The 21,175-nt window shown below is 52.1% G+C and carries 13 protein-coding genes and 1 pseudogene; 9 read left to right on the top strand and 5 right to left on the bottom strand.

From position 1 onward, the window contains the following. The 5 genes from bcsZ (at position 1) to H9644_RS17465 (ending at position 9,818) form a co-directional block, all read left to right on the top strand. Entirely contained in the window at positions 1 to 1,107 is a 1,107-nt protein-coding gene (gene bcsZ, locus H9644_RS17485; RefSeq protein ID WP_191775735.1) for a cellulose synthase complex periplasmic endoglucanase BcsZ, read from the top strand. After that, a complete protein-coding gene (bcsC, locus tag H9644_RS17480; protein ID WP_191775660.1) occupies positions 1,089 to 4,562 on the top strand; it encodes a cellulose synthase complex outer membrane protein BcsC in 3,474 nt (1,157 codons plus the stop codon). The genes bcsZ and bcsC overlap by 19 nt, the downstream gene beginning before the upstream one ends. Before the next feature lie 82 nt (positions 4,563 to 4,644). After that, a complete protein-coding gene (gene hmsP / locus H9644_RS17475) occupies positions 4,645 to 6,633 on the top strand; it encodes a biofilm formation regulator HmsP (protein ID WP_074399493.1) in 1,989 nt (662 codons plus the stop codon). 182 nt (positions 6,634 to 6,815) lie between these two features. Further along, positions 6,816 to 8,102, top strand: coding sequence for a C4-dicarboxylate transporter DctC (gene dctA, locus H9644_RS17470; RefSeq protein WP_064527800.1), 1,287 nt, complete (start codon positions 6,816 to 6,818; stop codon positions 8,100 to 8,102). Positions 8,103 to 8,321: 219 nt separating this feature from the next. Then, on the top strand, positions 8,322 to 9,818 hold the full coding sequence (locus H9644_RS17465; RefSeq protein WP_064527798.1) for a M16 family metallopeptidase: 1,497 nt from the start codon (positions 8,322 to 8,324) through the stop codon (positions 9,816 to 9,818). 104 nt (positions 9,819 to 9,922) lie between these two features. Here H9644_RS17465 and kdgK read toward each other — a convergent pair whose 3' ends face one another. After that, positions 9,923 to 10,852 carry a 2-dehydro-3-deoxygluconokinase gene (gene kdgK / locus H9644_RS17460; RefSeq protein ID WP_064528019.1) on the bottom strand — a complete coding sequence of 310 codons (930 nt, stop codon included), beginning with the start codon at positions 10,850 to 10,852 and terminating at the stop codon, positions 9,923 to 9,925. A 231-nt stretch (positions 10,853 to 11,083) separates the two neighbouring features. Between kdgK and pdeH the strand changes: the two genes are divergently transcribed. Continuing rightward, positions 11,084 to 11,851: a cyclic-guanylate-specific phosphodiesterase gene (pdeH, locus tag H9644_RS17455; RefSeq protein ID WP_191775658.1), complete on the top strand. Its 768-nt coding sequence runs from the start codon at positions 11,084 to 11,086 to the stop codon at positions 11,849 to 11,851. Between the two features lie 68 nt (positions 11,852 to 11,919). After that, positions 11,920 to 13,980, top strand: coding sequence for an AsmA family protein (locus H9644_RS17450; protein ID WP_191775656.1), 2,061 nt, complete (start codon positions 11,920 to 11,922; stop codon positions 13,978 to 13,980). Between the two features lie 40 nt (positions 13,981 to 14,020). Here the strand turns inward: H9644_RS17450 and H9644_RS17445 are convergent, their stop codons facing one another. The 3 genes from H9644_RS17445 to H9644_RS17435 all read right to left on the bottom strand — a co-directional run bounded on the left by H9644_RS17445 (position 14,021) and on the right by H9644_RS17435 (position 17,693). Beyond that, the gene (locus H9644_RS17445) at positions 14,021 to 15,343 is read right to left on the bottom strand and encodes an MFS transporter (RefSeq protein ID WP_064527793.1); all 1,323 of its coding nucleotides are present in this window, start codon (positions 15,341 to 15,343) and stop codon (positions 14,021 to 14,023) included. Between the two features lie 388 nt (positions 15,344 to 15,731). Next, positions 15,732 to 16,745 carry an inner membrane protein YhjD gene (yhjD, locus tag H9644_RS17440; protein WP_191775654.1) on the bottom strand — a complete coding sequence of 338 codons (1,014 nt, stop codon included), beginning with the start codon at positions 16,743 to 16,745 and terminating at the stop codon, positions 15,732 to 15,734. A 48-nt stretch (positions 16,746 to 16,793) separates the two neighbouring features. After that, complete coding sequence (locus tag H9644_RS17435) at positions 16,794 to 17,693, bottom strand: LysR family transcriptional regulator (RefSeq protein WP_225221444.1); 900 nt, start codon at positions 17,691 to 17,693, stop codon at positions 16,794 to 16,796. A 515-nt stretch (positions 17,694 to 18,208) separates the two neighbouring features. Here H9644_RS17435 and H9644_RS17430 point away from each other — a divergent pair. Next, entirely contained in the window at positions 18,209 to 18,811 is a 603-nt protein-coding gene (locus tag H9644_RS17430; protein ID WP_064527789.1) for a helix-turn-helix transcriptional regulator, read from the top strand. Between the two features lie 49 nt (positions 18,812 to 18,860). On the opposite strand, the gene H9644_RS17425 is transcribed toward H9644_RS17430, so the two are convergent. Continuing rightward, a complete protein-coding gene (locus H9644_RS17425) occupies positions 18,861 to 20,510 on the bottom strand; it encodes an alpha,alpha-trehalase (protein ID WP_191775650.1) in 1,650 nt (549 codons plus the stop codon). A 496-nt stretch (positions 20,511 to 21,006) separates the two neighbouring features. On the opposite strand from H9644_RS17425, the pseudogene H9644_RS17420 reads away from it, so the two are divergent. After that, positions 21,007 to 21,175, top strand: a pseudogene (locus tag H9644_RS17420) (glutamate decarboxylase); the annotation flags it as partial.

Below are 21,175 nucleotides of genomic sequence, written 5' to 3'. Positions count from 1 at the left end.
ATGAAAGTTTTGCGTAGTGGGATCGTGACGATGCTGCTGTTGGCTGCCTTCAGTGTTCAGGCAGCCTGCAACTGGCCTGCCTGGGAGCAGTTCAAAAAGGATTACATCAGTCAGGAAGGGCGTGTCATTGACCCCAGTGACGCACGCAAAATTACCACTTCTGAAGGGCAAAGCTACGGCATGTTCTTTGCCCTGGCGGCTAATGATCGTGCGACATTTGACAACCTACTTGACTGGACCCAGAACAATCTTGCTCAGGGTTCCTTAAACGAACATTTACCTGCCTGGCTGTGGGGCAAAAAAGAGAACAGTAAGTGGGAAGTGCTGGACAGCAATTCGGCCTCTGATGGTGATATCTGGATGGCCTGGTCGTTGCTTGAGGCGGGCCGATTGTGGAAAGAGCAACGTTATACCGACATCGGCAGCGCATTGTTAAAGCGCATTGCGCAAGAGGAAGTGGTGACGGTGCCGGGGCTGGGCTCCATGTTATTACCGGGAAAAGTCGGCTTTGCCGAAAATAATACCTGGCGTTTGAATCCGAGTTATCTACCACCGACGCTGGCACAGTATTTCACCCGCTTTGGCACGCCCTGGACTACGCTGCGCGAAACGAATCAACGTTTGCTGCTGGAGACTGCCCCGAAAGGTTTTTCGCCTGACTGGGTGCGTTATGAAAAAGATAAAGGCTGGCAGCTGAAAGCTGAAAAAACGCTGATCAGCAGCTATGACGCCATTCGCGTTTATATGTGGGTTGGCATGATGCCCGACAGCGATCCGCAAAAAGCGCTGATGCTCAACCGTTTTAAACCGATGGCAACATTTACTGAGAAGAACGGCTATCCGCCGGAGAAAGTTGATGTCGCTACGGGTAAAGCTCAGGGTAAAGGGCCGGTAGGTTTTTCTGCGGCTATGTTGCCGTTTCTTCAGGACCGTGACGCGCAGGCTGTACAGCGCCAGCGTGTGGCAGATAACTTTCCTGGCAGCGATGCCTATTACAATTATGTGCTGACCCTGTTCGGACAAGGCTGGGATCAGCACCGTTTCCGCTTCTCGACAAAAGGTGAGTTATTACCGGACTGGGGCCAGGAATGCGCAAATTCACACTAAATATCCTCACACTTTCTCTCGGTCTGGCTGTGATGTCGATGGTCGAGGCGGCGCCAACCGCCCAGCAACAATTACTGGAGCAGGTACGAGTTGGCGAAGCGACTCATCGCGAAGACCTGGTGCAGCAGTCGCTGTATCGTCTGGAACTTATTGATCCGAATAACCCGGACGTCGTTGCTGCCCGCTTTCGCTCTCTGTTACGGCAGGGGGATGTTGATGGGGCGCAAAAACAACTCGACCGATTGTCGCAATTAGCGCCGAGTTCGAACGCTTACAAATCGTCGCGGACTACGATGTTGCTTTCCACGCCGGATGGTCGTCAGGCACTGCAACAGGCACGATTGCAAGCCACCACCGGGCATGCGGAAGAAGCCGTAGCAGGTTACAACAAACTGTTCAACGGGGCGCCGCCGGAAGGAGATATTGCCGTCGAGTACTGGAGTACAGTGGCGAAAATTCCGGCGCGCCGTGGCGAAGCGATTAATCAGCTAAAACGCATCAATGCGGATACGCCGGGCAATACGGGCTTGCAAAACAATCTGGCGTTATTGCTGTTTAGCAGCGATCGCCGTGACGAAGGTTTTGCCGTCCTGGAGCAGATGGCGAAATCCAACGCCGGGCGTGATGGGGCCGCTAAAATCTGGTACGCACAGATAAAAGACATGCCTGTCAGTGATGCCAGCGTGCAGGCGCTGAAAAAATATCTCTCAATTTTTAGCGATGGCGATAGTGTGGCTCTGGCGCAATCGCAACTGGCAGAACAACAAAAACAACTGGCCGATCCTAATTTCCGCGCTCGTGCGCAAGGTTTAGCGGCAGTGGACTCTGGCATGGCAGGTAAAGCCATTCCTGAACTGCAACAGGCAGTGCGCGCTAACCCGAAAGACAGTGAAGCCCTTGGGGCGCTGGGCCAGGCGTATTCCCAGAAAGGCGATCGCGCGAATGCGGTGGCTAATCTGGAGAAAGCCCTCGCGCTGGACCCGAACAGTAGCAACAACGATAAGTGGAACAGCCTGCTGAAAGTGAACCGCTACTGGCTGGCGATCCAGCAGGGCGATGCCGCGCTTAAAGCGAACAATCCTGATCAGGCGGAACGGTTGTTCCAGCAGGCGCGCAGTGTCGATAACACCGACAGCTATGCGGTGCTGGGGCTGGGTGATGTGGCGATGGCGCGGAAAGATTACCCCGCAGCCGAACGTTATTATCAACAGACGCTGCGGATGGATAGCGGCAACACCAACGCCGTGCGCGGTCTGGCGAATCTCTATCGCCAGCAATCGCCGGAAAAGGCCGAAGCATTTATTGCCTCGCTCTCTGCCAGCCAGCGGCGCAGCGTTGACGACATCGAACGCAGCCTGCAAAACGACCGTTTGTCACAGCAGGCCGAAGCGCTGGAAAAACAGGGCAAATGGGCGCAGGCGGCAGAACTTCAGCGGCAACGGCTGGCGCTGGACCCCGGCAGTGTGTGGATTACTTACCGACTTTCGCAGGATCTCTGGCTGGCTGGACAACGCAGTCAGGCTGATACTCTGATGCGCAATCTGGCGCATCAGAAGCCGAACGACCCGGAGCAGGTTTACGCCTACGGGCTGTATCTCTCCGGCCATGATCAAGACCGGGCGGCACTGGCGCATATCAACAGCCTGCCGCGCGCGCAGTGGAACAGCAATATTCATGAACTGGTAAACCGGCTGCAAAGCGATCAGGTGCTGGAAACAGCTAATCGCCTACGTGAAAGCGGCAAAGAAGCCGAAGCGGAAGCGATGCTGCGCCAGCAACCGCCTTCCACGCGCATTGACCTCACCCTGGCCGACTGGGCGCAGCAACGGCGCGATTACACCACCGCCCGCGCGGCGTATCAGAACGTCCTGACGCGCGAGCCAACTAACGTCGACGCCATTCTTGGGCTGACGGAAGTGGACATTGCTGCAGGCGATAAAGCTGCGGCGCGTAGCCAGTTGGCGAAACTCCCGGCAACGGACAATGCTTCGCTGAATACCCAGCGGCGCGTGGCGCTGGTACAGACGCAGCTTGGCGATACCGCAGCGGCGCAGCAGACGTTTAACAAGCTGATCCCGCAGGCAAAATCTCAGCCGCCGTCGATGGAAAGCGCGATGGTACTGCGTGATGGTGCGAAGTTTGAAGCGCAGGCGGGCGATCCGCAGCAGGCGCTGGAAACCTACAAAGACGCGATGGTCGCATCCGGTGTGACCACGACGCGTCCGCAGGATAACGACACCTTTACCCGTCTGACGCGTAATGATGAGAAAGATGACTGGCTGAAACGTGGTGTACGTAGCGATGCGGCGGATCTCTACCGTCAGCAGGATCTTAACGTCACCCTGGAGCATGATTACTGGGGATCGAGCGGCACTGGCGGTTACTCTGATTTGAAAGCGCACACCACTATGTTGCAGGTGGATGCGCCGTATTCTGACGGACGGATGTTCTTTCGCAGTGATTTCGTCAATATGAATGTCGGCAGTTTTTCCGCCGACGCTGAGGGTAAATGGGATAACAACTGGGGTACCTGTACGTTACAGGACTGTAGCGGCAACCGCAGCCAGTCGGATTCCGGCGCAAGCGTGGCGGTCGGCTGGCGAAATGACGTCTGGAGCTGGGATATCGGCACCACGCCGATGGGCTTCAACGTGGTGGATGTGGTCGGTGGCATCAGTTACAGCGACGATATCGGGCCGCTTGGTTACACCGTTAACGCCCATCGCCGACCTATTTCCAGTTCATTACTGGCCTTCGGCGGGCAAAAAGACTCTCCGAGCAATACCGGGAAAAAATGGGGCGGTGTGCGTGCCGATGGTGTGGGGTTAAGCCTGAGCTATGATAAAGGCGAGGCAAACGGCGTCTGGGCATCACTTAGCGGCGACCAGTTAACCGGCAAAAATGTCGAAGATAACTGGCGTGTGCGCTGGATGACGGGCTATTACTATAAAGTCATCAACCAGAATAATCGTCGCGTCACTATCGGTCTTAACAACATGATCTGGCATTACGACAAAGACCTGAGTGGGTACTCACTTGGGCAGGGCGGCTACTACAGCCCGCAGGAATATCTGTCGTTTGCCGTACCGGTGATGTGGCGTGAGCGCACGGAAAACTGGTCATGGGAGCTGGGCGCGTCTGGCTCGTGGTCGCATTCGCGCACCAAAACCATGCCGCGTTATCCGCTGATGAACCTGATCCCGAACGACTGGAAAGACGACGCCGCTGACCAGACCAACGGTGGCGGCAGCAGCCAGGGCTTTGGCTATACGGCGCGAGCGTTACTTGAACGGCGCGTCACATCCAACTGGTTTGTCGGCACGGCGATTGATATCCAACAGGCGAAAGATTATGCGCCAAGCCATTTCCTGCTCTACGTACGGTATTCTGCCGCCGGATGGCAGGGCGATATGGATTTACCGCCACAGCCGCTGATACCTTACGCCGACTGGTAAGTTTTCAGATAGCGCCTCTCTTAATGCCGCTGCGATCGGGTATACTCGGGCGGCAGTCTTGGATTTCCGGGGGAGAGATAATTTGCGCGTTAGTCGTTCGTTAACAATCAAACAGATGGCAATGGTGGCGGCCGTTGTCCTGGTGTTTGTCTTTGTTTTTTGCACCGTTTTGCTGTTCCACCTGGTACAGCAGAATCGCTATAACACGGCTACGCAACTGGAAAGCATTGCTCGTTCTGTCCGCGAACCTTTGTCCTCAGCTATCCTCAAGGGGGATATTCCCCAGGCGGAGGCCATTCTTTCCAGCATTAAACCTGCGGGCGTGGTCAGCCGCGCAGATGTGGTGCTGCCTAACCAGTTCCAGGCGCTGCGTAAAAGTTTTATTCCTGAACGCCCGGTGCCGGTAATGGTTACCCGGCTGCTCGAACTACCGGTACAAATCTCGCTGGGCGTCTACTCGCTGGAGCGCCCGGCAAACCCACAACCGATTGCTTATCTGGTGTTACAGGCGGACTCCTTCCGCATGTATAAGTTCGTGATGAGCACGCTCTCCACGTTAGTGACCATTTACTTACTTTTGTCGCTCATCCTGACAGTGGCGATTAGCTGGTGTATTAATCGGCTGATTTTGCACCCTTTACGTAATATCGCCCGTGAGCTTAACGCCATTCCGCCGCAGGAGATTGTCGGCCATCAACTGGCGTTGCCGCGTCTGCATCAGGACGATGAAATAGGCATGCTGGTGCGTAGTTATAACCTTAACCAGCAATTGTTGCAGCGCCATTATGAAGAGCAGATCGAAAACGCGATGCGCTTCCCGGTATCGGACTTGCCAAATAAAGCCTTGCTGATGGAGATGCTGGAACAGGTGGTGACGCGTAAACAGACTACTGCGCTGATGATTATCACCTGCGAAACCCTGCGTGACACCGCCGGAGTGCTGAAAGAGGCACAGCGGGAAATCCTGCTACTGACGCTGGTGGAAAAACTCAAGTCGGTGCTGTCGCCGCGCATGATCCTCGCGCAGGTCAGTGGCTATGACTTCGCTGTTATCGCCAACGGTGTGCAGGAACCGTGGCACGCTATTACTTTAGGTCAGCAAGTGCTCACTATCATGAGCGAGCGTTTGCCGATTGATCGCATTCAACTGCGCCCACACTGTAACATCGGCGTGGCGATGTTCTATGGTGATATCACCGCCGAACAACTTTATGGTCGTGCTATTTCTGCAGCGTTTACTGCTCGTCATAAAGGGAAGAATCAGATTCAGTTCTATGATCCGCAGCAGATGGAAGCCGCTCAACAGCGGCTGACGGAAGAGAGCGATATCCTTAATGCGCTTGAAAATCATCAATTTGCGATTTGGTTACAACCACAAGTTGAGATGACCAGCGGCAAATTAGTCAGCGCGGAAGTGTTACTGCGTATCCAGCAACCGGATGGGAGTTGGGACCTACCGGATGGGTTAATTGATCGTATTGAGTCTTGTGGACTGATGGTTACCGTCGGTCACTGGGTGCTGGAAGAGTCATGCCGACTGCTTGCCGCCTGGCAGGAGCGCGGCATTATGCTGCCATTATCAGTAAACATCTCAGCTCTGCAGTTGATGCACCCGAATATGGTGGCGGATATGCTGGAACTGCTAACGCGCTATCGTGTCCAGCCAGGAACGTTGATTCTGGAAGTGACAGAAAGCCGACGCATTGATGACCCTCACGCGGCGGTGGCAATCCTTCGTCCGCTGCGTAATGCCGGAGTACAAGTGGCACTGGATGATTTCGGTATGGGCTATTCAGGGCTGCGTCAGTTGCAGCACATGAAATCTCTCCCGGTGGACGTATTGAAAATCGACAAAATGTTCATTGATGGTTTGCCGGAAGATAGCAGCATGATTGCCGCGATTATCATGCTGGCGAAAAGCCTGAATCTGCAAATCATTGCCGAAGGCGTGGAGACAGAAGCGCAGCGCGACTGGCTGGCAAAAGCGGGCGTTGGTATTGCCCAGGGCTTCCTTTTTGCCCGTCCACTCCCCATCGAAATCTTCGAAGAGAATTACCTGGAAGAAAAGTAGCTACCCCAAACTGATTACAAAACTTTAAAAAGTGCTGGTTTGTGCGAGCCAGCTCAAATTTTTTAACCTTTTTGTTTCAATTATGATCCAGGTACATTTCTGTGATGTTGTCTGGGTGTTATTTTAAGGCCGCAGGTACCCCATAACCTTACAAGACCTGTGGTTTTACTAAAGGACACCCTATGAAAACCTCTCTGTTTAAAAGCCTTTACTTTCAGGTCCTGACAGCGATAGCCATTGGTATTCTCCTTGGCCATTTCTACCCTGAAATAGGCGAGCAAATGAAACCGCTTGGCGACGGCTTCGTTAAGCTCATTAAGATGATCATCGCTCCTGTCATCTTTTGTACCGTCGTCACTGGCATTGCGGGCATGGAAAGCATGAAGGCGGTCGGTCGTACCGGCGCAGTCGCACTGCTTTACTTTGAAGTTGTTAGTACCATTGCGCTGATTATTGGTCTTATTATCGTTAACGTTGTACAGCCAGGTGCTGGAATGAACGTCGATCCGGCGAGTCTGGATGCGAAAGCGGTAGCCGTTTACGCCGCGCAAGCGAAAGACCAGGGCATTGTCGCTTTCATTATGGATGTCATCCCGGCGAGCGTCATTGGTGCCTTTGCCAGCGGTAACATCCTGCAGGTGCTGCTGTTTGCCGTACTGTTTGGTTTTGCGCTTCACCGTCTGGGCAGCAAAGGCCAGCTGATTTTTAACGTTATCGAAAGTTTCTCGCAGGTCATCTTCGGTATCATTAATATGATCATGCGCCTGGCACCGATTGGGGCGTTCGGGGCGATGGCGTTTACCATCGGCAAATACGGCGTCGGAACACTGGTGCAGCTGGGGCAGCTTATTATCTGCTTCTATATCACCTGTATCCTGTTTGTAGTGCTGGTACTGGGTTCGATCGCTAAAGCGACCGGTTTCAGTATCTTCAAATTTATCCGCTACATCCGCGAAGAACTGCTGATTGTGTTGGGAACATCGTCTTCCGAATCGGCGCTGCCACGTATGCTCGACAAGATGGAAAAACTCGGCTGCCGGAAATCGGTGGTGGGGTTGGTCATCCCGACAGGCTACTCGTTTAACCTTGATGGCACATCGATATACCTGACGATGGCGGCGGTATTTATCGCCCAGGCTACCAACAGTCAGATGGATATTGTCCACCAAATCACGCTGTTAGTCGTGTTGCTGCTTTCTTCAAAAGGGGCGGCTGGGGTAACGGGCAGTGGCTTTATCGTGCTGGCGGCGACACTTTCAGCCGTAGGCCATTTGCCGGTGGCGGGGCTAGCGCTGATCCTCGGTATTGACCGCTTCATGTCGGAAGCTCGTGCGCTGACTAACCTGGTCGGTAACGGCGTAGCAACCATCGTGGTCGCTAAGTGGGTTAAAGAACTGGACCACAAAAAACTGGACGATGTGCTGAATAATCGTGCGCCGGAAGGCAAAACGCACGAATTATCCTCTTAATCTCACCACTTATACCCGCACTCCCTTCCCCGAGTGCGGGTGTTTGCGCATAATTGACCCCTGTGCCTGAACTTACCACCTGGGTGAGTTCAGGTTTATTTCACTTCTTCCGTGACATTTTCATATTCTTGCGGTCTAACACGAAGTGTTTTTAATGTCATTTAGACTGACCGACAACGGGCAGTTTTTTATTACCAGGATAGTTGATCAGGGGTTCACATGCAGGGCACAAAAATTCGACTTTTAGCGGGCGGTTTGCTGGTGATGGCCACTGCTGGCTATGTGCAGGCAGATGCGCTCCAGCCTGATCCAGCATGGCAACAGGGGACGCTCTCCAACGGTTTACAGTGGCAAGTGCTGACCACGCCCCAGCGTCCCAGCGATCGTGTTGAAATTCGCCTGCTGGTTAATACCGGTTCGCTCGCCGAAAGTACCCAACAGAGCGGTTACAGTCATGCTATTCCCCGCATCGCGCTGACACAAAGCGGTGGTCTGGATGCAACACAGGCACGTTCATTGTGGCAACAGGGGATCGACCCTAAGCGCCCGATGCCGCCGGTGATCGTCTCTTACGACACCACGCTATTTAATCTTAGTTTGCCAAATAACCGTAACGATCTGCTGAAAGAAGCGCTCTCTTATCTGGCGAATACAACCGGCAAGCTGACCATCACACCAGAAACGGTTAACCATGCGTTGCAAAGTCAGGACATGGTGGCAACCTGGCCTGCCGATACCAAAGAAGGCTGGTGGCGTTATCGTCTGAAAGGATCAACCTTGTTAGGTCATGATCCTGCCGATCCGCTGAAACAACCCGTTGAAGCAGAAAAGATTAAAGACTTCTACCAGAAATGGTACACCCCGGATGCAATGACGCTGCTGGTGGTGGGGAACGTGGATGCGCGTTCAGTCGTCGACCAAATCAACAAAACGTTTGGCGAACTGAAAGGCAAACGTGAAACGCCAGCTCCGGTGCCGACGCTTTCTCCGCTGCGCGCGGAAGCGGTGAGCATTATGACCGACGCGGTGCGCCAGGACCGGTTATCCATCATGTGGGATACGCCGTGGCAGCCGATTCGTGAGTCAGCGGCACTCCTGCGCTACTGGCGTGCGGACCTGGCCCGTGAGGCGCTGTTCTGGCATGTTCAGCAAGCATTAAGCGCCAATAACAGCAAAGATATCGGTCTTGGTTTTGACTGCCGCGTGCTGTATCAGCGTGCGCAATGTGCCATCAACATCGAGTCGCCAAACGACAAACTGAACAGCAATCTAAATCTGGTGGCGCGTGAACTGGCGAAAGTTCGTGATAAAGGTCTGCCGGAAGAAGAGTTCAATGCATTAGTGGCGCAAAAGAAACTGGAATTGCAGAAATTGTTTGCTGCTTATGCGCGAGCTGATACCGATATTCTGATGGGCCAGCGGATGCGTTCGTTGCAAAATCAGGTTGTCGATATCGCGCCGGAACAATATCAGAAACTGCGTCAGGATTTCCTCAACAGCCTGACGGTGGAGATGTTAAATCAGGATCTGCGTCAGCAGTTGTCGAACGACATGGCGTTAATTCTGCTACAGCCGAAAGGCGAGCCGGAATTTAACATGAAAGAGTTGCAGGCCGCATGGGATCAAATCATGGCCCCATCGACTGCAGCTGCAGCGACGTCTGTCGCCACGGATGACGTGCATCCTGAAGTTTCGGATATTCCACCCGCGCAGTAATAACGTGATCTGCCTGATGGTGATGAGTTAGCACAATCATCAGGCGTTATGGAAGAGCTGGATAGAGGACGAACACGCTATCCAGCTTTTTTCATAGGCCGTTTTTACGCTGGCATCGCCTCACGCGGGATAATCGCGCCGCGATACTGAATAACGGTACTTGCAGTCAAATGTCCGCGTTTTGCCGCTTCTTCTGCACTTCCCCCGGTCAGGCGTACCGCCAGATAACCGGCGCTGAAAGAGTCACCCGCAGCGGTGGTGTCGATCACTTTTTCTTTCGGCAGTTTCACCGCTGGGACATCCACTAACCCTTCGCCTTCAATAGAAACCAGGCAAGAATCCGCCCCGCGTTTTACCACCACTTCTTTCACGCCCGCTTTATGGGTACGCGCAATAACGTCTTCCACCGGCTGTTGACCCCACAGTGCGTCTTCATCGTCCAGCGTCAGGAAGGCGATATCTGTGCATTCCAGCATTCGCTGATACACCTGCTGCGTCTCTTCTTTGCTGGCCCACAGGCGCGGACGGTAGTTATTGTCGAAAATCACTTTTCCGCCATTGGCGCGGCATTCGCGCAGCAGAGCAAGCAGCTTCTCGCGGCTGGTTGGGCTTAAAATCGCCAGGCTAATCCCGCTAAGGTAGAGATAATCGAATTTCGCCAGCTCTGCACAAATCGCCGCTGACTGCTCGCTCTCCAGCCAGAATTTGGCCGCTGCTTCGTTACGCCAGTAGTAAAATGTACGTTCGCCAGTGTCATCGGTTTCAATGTAGTAAAGACCCGGCAGGCGGTTTTCCATCCGTTGGGTCAGGGACGTATCGACGTTCTCGCCGTGCCAGGCGTCCAACATCTGCTGACTAAAACTGTCCGTTCCCAGCGCAGTCACGTAATGAACTGTTAATGCCGTAGAGTCGACCTGACGGGCGATGTAAACGGAGGTGTTCAGGGTATCGCCGCCGAAACCGCGCTTAACGTCTGCGCCTTTCTCGGAAAGCTCAATCATGCATTCGCCAATCACGGCAATCTTTTTGGACATAGTCGTGAACCTGATCTGTAAAAAATTAGCGTTAGTTTGCGCTGTGGTGGTTTGCTGGTCAACTATATTAAAACACTGTTCCATTATTTTTTTGAGCCAGAACGTATTCCTGGAAGATTTCGCCACAGGACGGGCAAATTTAGCCGCTTCGGGCGGTAAAGTTCTGGCGTTGTGCGCCGATAACATTTGTCGAGTCCGGGCAGCATCACTTTTAAATACAGGACATCTTCGATGATAAGGCAGGTTATTCAGCGAATAAGCCATCCTGAAGCAAGTATTGAAAGCTTGCAGGAACGACGCTTTTGGTTGCAGTGTGAACGTGCTTACACCTGGCAACCGATTTATCAGACATCCGGTCGGTTGATGGCCGTGGAGCTATTAACGGTCGTTACTCATCCTGAGGCCCCTTCGCAACGACTGCCGCCGGATCGTTATTTTGCTGAAATCACTATCAGACATCGTATGGATGTGGTGAAAGAACAGATTGATTTGCTGGCGCAAAAAGCCGTGTTCTTTGTTGAACATGGCCTGCTGGCATCGGTTAATATTGATGGTCCGACACTTCTCGCCCTACGTCAGCAGCCGGAAATTTTTCGCCAGATTGACCGCCTTCCCTGGCTGCGTTTTGAACTGGTAGAACATATCCGCCTGCCGAAAGATTCAACCTTTGCCTCGATGTGCGAATTTGGTCCGCTATGGCTTGATGATTTTGGCACCGGGATGGCAAATTTCTCCGCGCTAAGTGAAGTCCGTTATGACTACATTAAAATCGCTCGCGAACTGTTTGTGATGCTGCGCCAGTCGCCGGAAGGCCGTACGCTCTTTTCGCAGCTTTTGCATTTGATGAATCGCTATTGTCGCGGAGTAATCGTCGAAGGTGTAGAAACGCAGGAGGAGTGGCGTGATGTACAGAACTCTCCCGCATTCGCCGCACAAGGCTGGTTTCTTTCGCGTCCGGCACCGATAGAAACGCTGGATACGGTGGCTCTGGTGGTGTAGCCGCCTCATTTTCCGCCTGGCTGGACTATCTTTAGGACTGGCCCAGGAAGAATATGAGGAAGCGAACTATGAGCAAGGCAGGCAAAATAACCGCCGCGATTTCAGGGGCTTTCTTGTTGTTGCTCGTCGTGGCGATCATTTTGATTGCGACTTTTGACTGGAATCGACTCAAACCGACCATCAATCAGAAAGTCTCTGCGGAGCTGAATCGTCCGTTCGCTATTCGTGGCGATCTGGGCGTGGTGTGGGAGCGGCAGAAACAGGAAACCGGCTGGCGCAACTGGGTACCGTGGCCCCATGTACATGCAGAGGACATCATTCTCGGCAACCCGCCAGACATTCCCGAAGTCACAATGGTGCATTTGCCACGGGTAGAAGCAACGCTGGCCCCTCTGGCGCTACTGACCAAAACGGTCTGGCTGCCGTGGATCAAACTGGAAAAGCCCGACGCACGCCTCATTCGCCTCTCAGAAAAGAACAACAACTGGACGTTTAATCTCGCCAGCGATGACAACAAAGACGCGGATGCAAAGCCGTCGGCGTGGTCGTTTCGGCTGGATAATATTCTGTTCGATCAAGGGCGGATCGCCATTGATGACAAAATCAGCAAAGCGGATCTGGAAATTTTTGTTGATCCATTAGGCAAGCCGTTACCGTTCAGTGAAGTCAGCGGATCGAAAGGTAAGAACGAGAAAGAAAAGGTGGGCGATTACGTTTTTGGCCTGAAGGCGCAGGGGCGCTATAACGGTGAATCGCTCACTGGCACGGGTAAAATTGGCGGTATGCTGGTGCTGCGTGGCGAAGGGACACCGTTTCCGGTGCAGGCTGATTTTCGCTCCGGTAATACCCGTGTTGCTTTTGATGGCGTCGTGAATGACCCAATGAAAATGGGCGGCGTCGATTTACGGCTTAAATTTTCCGGTGATTCGTTGGGTGAACTCTATGAACTGACAGGCGTTCTGCTGCCCGATACCCCACCGTTTGAAACCGATGGTCGGCTGGTTGCGAAAATCGACACGGAAAAATCGTCGTTCTTTGATTATCGTGGCTTTAACGGGCGTATTGGTGATAGCGATATTCACGGTTCTCTGGTCTATACCACCGGCAAGCCACGGCCAAAACTGGAAGGTGACGTCGAGTCGCGGCAATTGCGGCTGGCAGATTTAGGGCCGTTGATTGGCGTTGATTCCGGGAAAGGGGCGGAAAAGTCGAAACGATCTGAACAGAAGAAGGGCGAGAAAAACGTTCAGCCTGCGGGCAAAGTGCTGCCCTATGACCGCTTCGAAACCGATAAATGGGATGTCATGGATGCCGATGTTCGATTCAAAGGCAGTCGTATCGAGCATGGCAGCAGTTTGCCGATTAGCGATCTTTCAACCCATATCATCCTCAAAAACGCTGACCTGCGTCTGCAACCGCTGAAATTTGGTATGGCGGGCGGCAGCATTGCAGCGAACATCCACCTGGACGGCGATAAAAAACCGATGCAGGGGCGGGCAGATATTCAGGCCCGTCGGCTGAAACTGAAAGAGCTGATGCCAGATGTGGAACTGATGCAAAAAACGCTGGGGGAAATGAACGGTGACGCGGAACTACGCGGTAGCGGTAACTCAGTGGCGGCGCTTTTGGGGAACAGTAACGGAAACCTGAAACTATTGATGAATGACGGGCTGGTGAGCCGTAACCTGATGGAGATTGTCGGGCTGAATGTCGGTAACTACATTGTCGGTGCGATTTTCGGTGATGATGAGGTGCGGGTGAACTGCGCGGCAGCAAATCTGAATATTGCTAACGGCGTGGCGCGTCCGCAGATTTTTGCTTTTGATACTGAGAACGCGTTGATTAATGTTACCGGCACGGCAAGTTTTGCTTCGGAACAGCTGGATTTGACTATTGATCCTGAGAGTAAAGGGATTCGGATAATCACGCTGCGTTCGCCACTGTATGTGCGTGGGACGTTTAAAAATCCGCAGGCTGGGGTGAAAGCTGGGCCGTTGATTGCCCGAGGTGCTGTTGCGGCGGCACTGGCAACGCTGGTGACGCCTGCGGCGGCGTTACTGGCGCTGATCTCGCCTTCCGAAGGGGAGGCTAATCAGTGCCGGACCATTTTGTCGCAGATGAAGAAGTGATGGAAATTGCCGGATATCTGGCATCCGGCAATTAAACAGATTACAACGACTGATGTCGCGTCTCATGGGTCAGCAGCAGGGCGATTAACGTCAAGCCAGCCATTGCCGCCAGATATAACCCTACCGCACCTAACCCGTAGTTAGTCTGCAACCAGGCCGCGATATATGGCGCAACGGAAGCTCCGAGAATCGATGATACGTTATAAGAGAACGACGCCCCGGTATAACGTACTTCTGTCGGGAACAGCTCTGGCAGCAGTGCGCCCATCGGTCCAAAGGTCAGCCCCATCAGGCTTAACCCCAGCAGCAGGAAAGCAAAAACCAGAATCGGATTGCCAGAACCAAGCAGTGGATTAAAGGCGAACAGCGCGAACAGGATGATAAGCGTCGTGATGATCACCATGCTTTTACGACGCCCAAAGGCATCAGCCAGCAATCCGGCTACCGGCACCATCACGCCAAAACCAATCACGGCCATCATCAGCATCCACAGCACTTCATTACGCGGCAGGCCAAGCCCAACTGGCGCGGCGGCGGTACTGAAGGTCATTGAGTAGACAGTCATGATGTAAAACAGCGTGTAGGTCGCCAGCATGATAAAGGTGCCGAGTACCGTGACGCGTACGTGTTTGGTCAGCAGCGTACCCAGCGGGATCTTCACCTGCTTTTTCGCTTTAGCGACTTTCTCAAACACCGGCGACTCATGCAGCGACACGCGAACATACAGACCGATAATTACCAGCACCGCCGAGAAGATAAACGGCACGCGCCAGCCCCAGCTCATAAACTGCTCGTCGGTCAGCAGCCAGGAAAGCAGCAGAAAAGTGCCGTTGGCAAAGAAGAAGCCAATCGGTGCGCCCAGTTGCGGGAAGGAACCATACAGTGCACGTTTACGCGGTGGTGCGTTCTCGGTTGCCAGCAGCGCTGCGCCACCCCATTCACCGCCTAATCCCAGCCCCTGACCAAATCGAGCCAGCGCCAGCAGCAGTGGGGCGAAAATACCAATCGTGGCATAGCCTGGCAGCAGACCAATCACCACCGTCGAAATCCCCATCGTTAGCAAAGAGGCGACCAGCGTCGCTTTACGCCCAACGCGATCGCCGAAATGACCAAATACGGCAGAGCCGATGGGGCGCGCGACGAAGGCAATGGCGAAGGTGGCAAGCGATTGTAGGGTCGCCGCTGCGGGATCGCCCTGCGGGAAGAAGATATGCGGGAACACAATAACGGCCGCAGTGGCGTAAATGTAGAAGTCGAAGAACTCAATGGCCGTGCCAATGAGGGAGGCGACGAGGACTTTATTACGCGAGTTTATCGGCGTGTATTCTTGCTCGTTGTCGAGTGTTGTGGCTGTTGCTTGCATAATCTTTTCTTATTTTTTGGCTAACGAATAGCCATATTACGCACAGCAAAAGTGATATTTCAATGTGTAACAAATCGCGGAAATGTTCAAAAATCAGGCAAAAAGGGGATAATGTTTAGGCCAGTGATTTTTCTTCTATGAAATGCTTCACACAATTTCATAAATGGTGAATAAAACTGGTTTAAGGTTAAATAAAAGTTACTAACTGGATTTATATGCTGATATGGTAAGGAGGGGTAGTAAAATACCCGGTTGATGGTTTTGATGCCGGTGTCGGATGCGACGCTTGCGCGTCTTATCCGACCTACAGGGGCTTATCCGGCCAGGGGGAGCCAGGTCGAATAAATTCGTAGGCCGGACAAGGCGTTTACGCCGCATGCGGCATATTTTAATGCTGTGTTTTCCCCGGCATTCGCGGGTCGTCTTTATATTCGGCGGTGGCAATCCACGCCGCACAAAACAGCGTCAGACGGGCAAAGAAGTAAAAAAACGCCATCAGCCCCAGTACGGAACCAAATGCCGCGCCAGAGGGGGATTTCATCAACGACGGCAGGGTATACGTCATCACGATTTTAATCACTTCAAAACCAATCGCCGCAAGGAATGTCCCGCGAATCAGCGCCTTTCTACGCGGGCGGTGGCGCGGCAACCGCCAGAAGATCCAGAAGAAAAGCAGATAGTTGGCAAAGATAGAAATCCCCAGGCCAATCAACCGCCACGTTGGTTTCAGCCACTCAATGCTATTAAGGTGCAGCGCGCTAATAATCATTTGTTGCGCAGAACCGGCAACGGAAGTGATCGAGAGCGTCACAATCAGCGCAATCAACAAACCAATCAGCGAAATAAAGTCACGCAGATATTTAACCCAGAACTTCTCTTGATCTTGCGGCGAACGTTCCCAGACATCGCGCGATTGGGCGCGAATTGCTTCACGCAAATTTCCCATCCAGTTAATCCCGGAATAAAGCGCCACCGCCAGGCCGACAAGCCCTACGGTAGTACGCTGCTGAACGGCAGTGTTGATGGTGTTTTTCAATGTGGCCGCCAGCGTCGGATCGCTGATGTTTTGCAGAATTTTGTCGAAGATATCCTGTAACAGCATCGGATGCGAAGCCAGTACAAAACCCCCTGCGGCAAATGACACCATTAAAATCGGGATCATCGATAAAAACGAGAAATAGGTGATAGCCGCACCAAACTGGTTACCCAGCCGATCGTTAAAGCGTTCCGTCGCGCGTATCAGGTGCGCGATGATTGGTTGACGTTGGATTTTCTCGGCAGTGGTGGTGACGGTTTCCAGTGCCTGACTGACTTTGCTGCCTTTATCGCTATTATCCAGATGTTTAATCGGCTCGTGTTCCAGTTCCTGGGGGGGACGTTTGATCTCGTTTTCCTGCGTCATCCGCTCTTTAGTCCTTCTGTCGTTGTCTGTCTTTAAAAGTATAGTCGGTCAGTCCAGGTGCTCTTTTATTACGCCAGCCAGCCAATGCATAAACAGATTTACACGGCGGGAAAGCTCCCGCCGCTGGAGATAAACCAGAGAAATGGATAGCGGCTCGGCGCGGTAGTTGGGCAACACTTCAATAAGCCGCCCGGCGCGTAGGGCTTCGCGTACGGCGACGCGGGGGATCTGAATGATTCCCAGACCCGCCAGGCCAGCGGCGAGATAGGTTTCGCTACTGTTTACCGTCAACATGCCACCGGACTTAAACCACTGGACGCCATTACTGGTGGCAACCTCAAAACCTAATGGATGCGCGCCCAAATGCGGCGTGTAATGCACCACCGCGTGCGAAGTCAGATCGTCCACACTTTGCGGATAACCAAAACGCGTCAGATAGTGCGGGCTGGCACAGTTGATCATCGTCAGTTTGCCGAGGGGGCGGGTAATAATACCCTCGTCGGGCAACGAGCCCGTGCGTATCACGCAATCATAGCCATCACGAAGAATATCAATCGCCCGGTCACTGCTAGTTAATTCCAGTTCAATCCCTGGGTACTGATGAAGAAATTCTGGCAGGCGCGGCAGCAACAGGTTTTTCGCAATTCCGAGCGGGATATCGACGCGTAATTTGCCGCTGATGCTGGTGGTATCCTGCTGAAACAGGCCGTCCAGTTCGTTGAGATTACTCAACACATCTTTCGCTCGTTGGTAATAGGTCATGCCGTCGGGGGTAAGTTTGACCCGCCGCGTAGTGCGCTGCAGCAACTGGGTGCCAAGCTGATGTTCCAGCGCCTGTATCTGGCGTGAAACACTTCCCTTTGGCAGAGCAAAGAAATCCGCTGCGCGGGAAAAACTTTCCAGCTCTGCGACCTTAATGAACAACTGCATTGCGTGAATTTTATCCATTTCTTTGACCGATTGTTGTTCACAGCGAAACAGTAGCGCGTATATCGCATTATTTATTGTTTTTTCTAGCATCTAATGCAAGGTTTCACAATGTAGTAATGATTAATACAGGTATTTTTTAGAAGGAAATGTCTGATTAGCTGCACGGAAAAGGAAAATTAACGTTTGAAAGACTGTCTTTTCAGCAATTTCCTGCAAAATAGTAAATGTAGTATTGGCTATTCGTGCGCAATTTAATCGTTTTGCGGTCAGGTATTTAGCCAGCTCTCGCGAAAATCACGGTTTATTTGAATGCCTGGCAGACGAAGATATAAGGATATCCTCAAAAATGTTTTAAATAATGCCCTCGACATGTAATTTCAGGCCGTCAGCTGTAACTATTTATATCGGTAACTATTTTCCACATTGCATATCTGTAGAATGGCCACCGCCAAATGGCGAATTCTTATTTTGCCTCTCGGGTAATACCCTTCCCCTACTTAAGAGTTTTAACGTATCCAGGTGGAGATTCAGTAATGCATATAATCATGTTTGACAGGCAGTCAATATTTATTCACGGAATGAAAATCAGCTTACAGCAGCGTATTCCTGGAGTGAGTATTCAGGGCGTCGATCAGGCAGATGAACTGTGGCAAAAGCTGGAAAGCTCCCCTGAAGCCTTAGTCATGCTTGATGGTGATCAGGATGGTGAGTTTTGCTATTGGTTACTGCAAAAAACCGTAGTGCAATTTCCTGATGTTAAAGTGTTGATAACGGCGACAGATTGCAGCAAACGATGGTTACAGGAAGTTATCCATTTTAATGTGATGGCAATTGTACCGCGTGATTCAGCCGTAGAGACGTTTGCGTTGGCGGTAAATAGCGCGGCGATGGGAATGATGTTTCTGCCCGGAGACTGGCGAACTACACCGGAAAAAGACACAAAAGACCTCAAATCGCTAAGTGCCCGCCAGCGGGAAATTTTAACTATGCTGGCGGCAGGTGAATCAAATAAAGAGATCGGCAGGGCGTTAAATATCAGTACCGGAACGGTTAAAGCGCATCTGGAATCGCTTTACCGCCGTCTGGAAGTGAAAAACCGCACTCAGGCGGCGATGATGTTAAATATCGCCTCCTGAAGAGGGTAATTTTATAGCCAGCAGGTTGTTAGTGGCTGGCTGTAAAATATTACGGTTCGCCGTACAAACCAATCAGGCGCCGTACCACACCGTTGGTCCAGCCAAATCCATCCTGCAGCGGATATTCGCCCCCGCCGCCCTCACGGGAAATGCCATCGGCAATATGGTATTTCTCGATCAGTTTGTGGTGCTCCAGGTAAAACTGGTTCACTGTCTTCAGCCAGCTACGCGCGATTTCATCACCCAGATGGTCATCGCCGTACATTTTAAATCCCTGAATCGCCATCCATTGCAATGGCGCCCAGCCGTTGGGTTTATCCCACTGTTCTCCGGTTTCATACTCGCTCGCCAGAATTCCACCCGGCGTCAGTAAACGGCTACGTACGGCGTTTGCCAGGCGGTCTGCCTGTTCGTGATTCGCCATGCCCACGTATAACGGCACAATAGCGGCAGCGGAAAAGAGGGCTAACTGCTCGCGCCGCCAGTCGTAATCACGGTAGATGCCGTTTTCATCATCCCAGAGATAGCGGTTGACTGCATCGCGACGGGCGTTGGCTTTCTGACGGAACAGCGTTTCCGTCTCTTTCTCACCTTTCAGTGCTGAGATGTTGGCAATGGCGCTCTCCAGTTTAAACAGGAAAGCATTAAGGTCGATGGGGATGAATTGGGTCGTGCGAATGCTTGCCAGACGGCCCGCGTCACGTAGCCAGCGTGATGAGTAATCCCAGCCAGAAGCGGCACCTGCGCGTAAATCGCGATACACCTCGTTAGGCGGACGACCGGAGTGCTTCGCGGTTTCCACATCTTCCAGCCAGGATTCATCACGCGGCGTGTCGCGGTCATCCCAATAACGGTTTAGCAGGGCGCCGTCCGGCATCCGCACCACATGGCGATAGGCCTGATTCGGAATCAGTGATTCCGAGCCGTCCATCCAGAAGGCATATTCCATTTTTAGATGATCAAGGTAACGGCGCGCGCCGCGCACACCATCTTCTTCAAACAGCTCCACCATCAACGCAAAAACCGGTGGCTGTGAGCGGCTCAAATAATAGGTGCGGTTGCCGTTGGGGATGTGACCATAGTTTTCTATCATCCAGGCGAAGTTATCGGCCATGCATTTCAGTAAATCCTCACGCCCGCTCTCCGCCAGCCCCAACATGGTGAAATAGGAATCCCAGTAGTAGGTTTCGCTAAAACGGCCCCCCGGTACAATGTACGATTGCGGCAGCGCCAGCAGAGAGGACCAGGGGATATGATCCTGGGGTTCGCGGGTTAACACCGGCCATAGTTGGTCGATATGCTCTTTCAGTGAGTTTTGCGGGTCTGATACATACTCGCTGGAGCAGACTTCCGGCAGCCAGAAGTGCTTTTCAACAAACTGGCGTAAGTCGAAATCGCGATGACGGCGCACTTTACGATAGCGGATTAAGATATCCAGCGGGTCCATTTTGGGGGCGCAGTCGGGGAAGGTTTTGCTGTCAGGGAAAATTTTCGCCGACTGGACATGCTCGAACAGTTCGAGATAACGATCGGCAGGGGTCAGCGCATCAGAGGCGGGTAGCCCCTCAATCATCTCGGGTTCTGGCTCTGCCTCCATCATCTCATCCAGTTTTAATTCATACGGATCCAGCTCATAGCAGAGATCGACTTCGATCATCAGTTCATCTGGATTAATGTTTTGAATTTTCTGATTGAGCATAAGGATCCGACCTCCGAAATTCGTCTCTAATTATCGGGCTTTCCTTTAAGAGTAGTCATTCGCTGCGGTCGATGGGGGCAAAGTGTGCGGCAGATCACGTTTATTAATGTGTCAAAAATATAACTCGTTAATATATAAGGAGAATGAGTGATAAACGTTTTTCTGCAAATTTTCATTTTCGGAATATTCACGCACTTCATGATAAAAGCAAGAGCATCGTTGTTGTTACAAATACGAGTAACGGTTATCTGTGGAAAAATACCGAAGGAAGTAAATCCTTTTCGGTAATTAAAATAAATAACAGGAATTACTTGATTATATATTTAAACTTAATCCGGTGATTTCTGGTATTAATATTATTGGTGTTTTCTTATTATATAAATAAATCAATTTATGCTTAGGATTTTGTTATTTAAATTATACCCGTAACTCCTTGCACCCATTCCAGATAAATCCTACTTTTTTATTGCCTTCAAATAAAATTAAGGAGTTCGAAATGGACCAGAAGCTGTTAACGGATTTCCGCTCAGAACTACTCGACTCGCGTTTTGGCGCAAAGGCAATTTCTACTATCGCGGAATCTAAACGTTTTCCGCTGCATGAAATGCGCGATGATGTCGCATTTCAAATTATCAATGATGAATTATTTCTCGACGGTAACGCTC

This window comes from Escherichia whittamii (genome assembly GCF_014836715.1).
Classification (GTDB): Bacteria; Pseudomonadota; Gammaproteobacteria; order Enterobacterales; family Enterobacteriaceae; genus Escherichia; species Escherichia whittamii.
The sequence above is the reverse complement of the archived record's forward strand: the minus strand, read 5'-3'. Positions and strand labels throughout refer to the sequence as shown.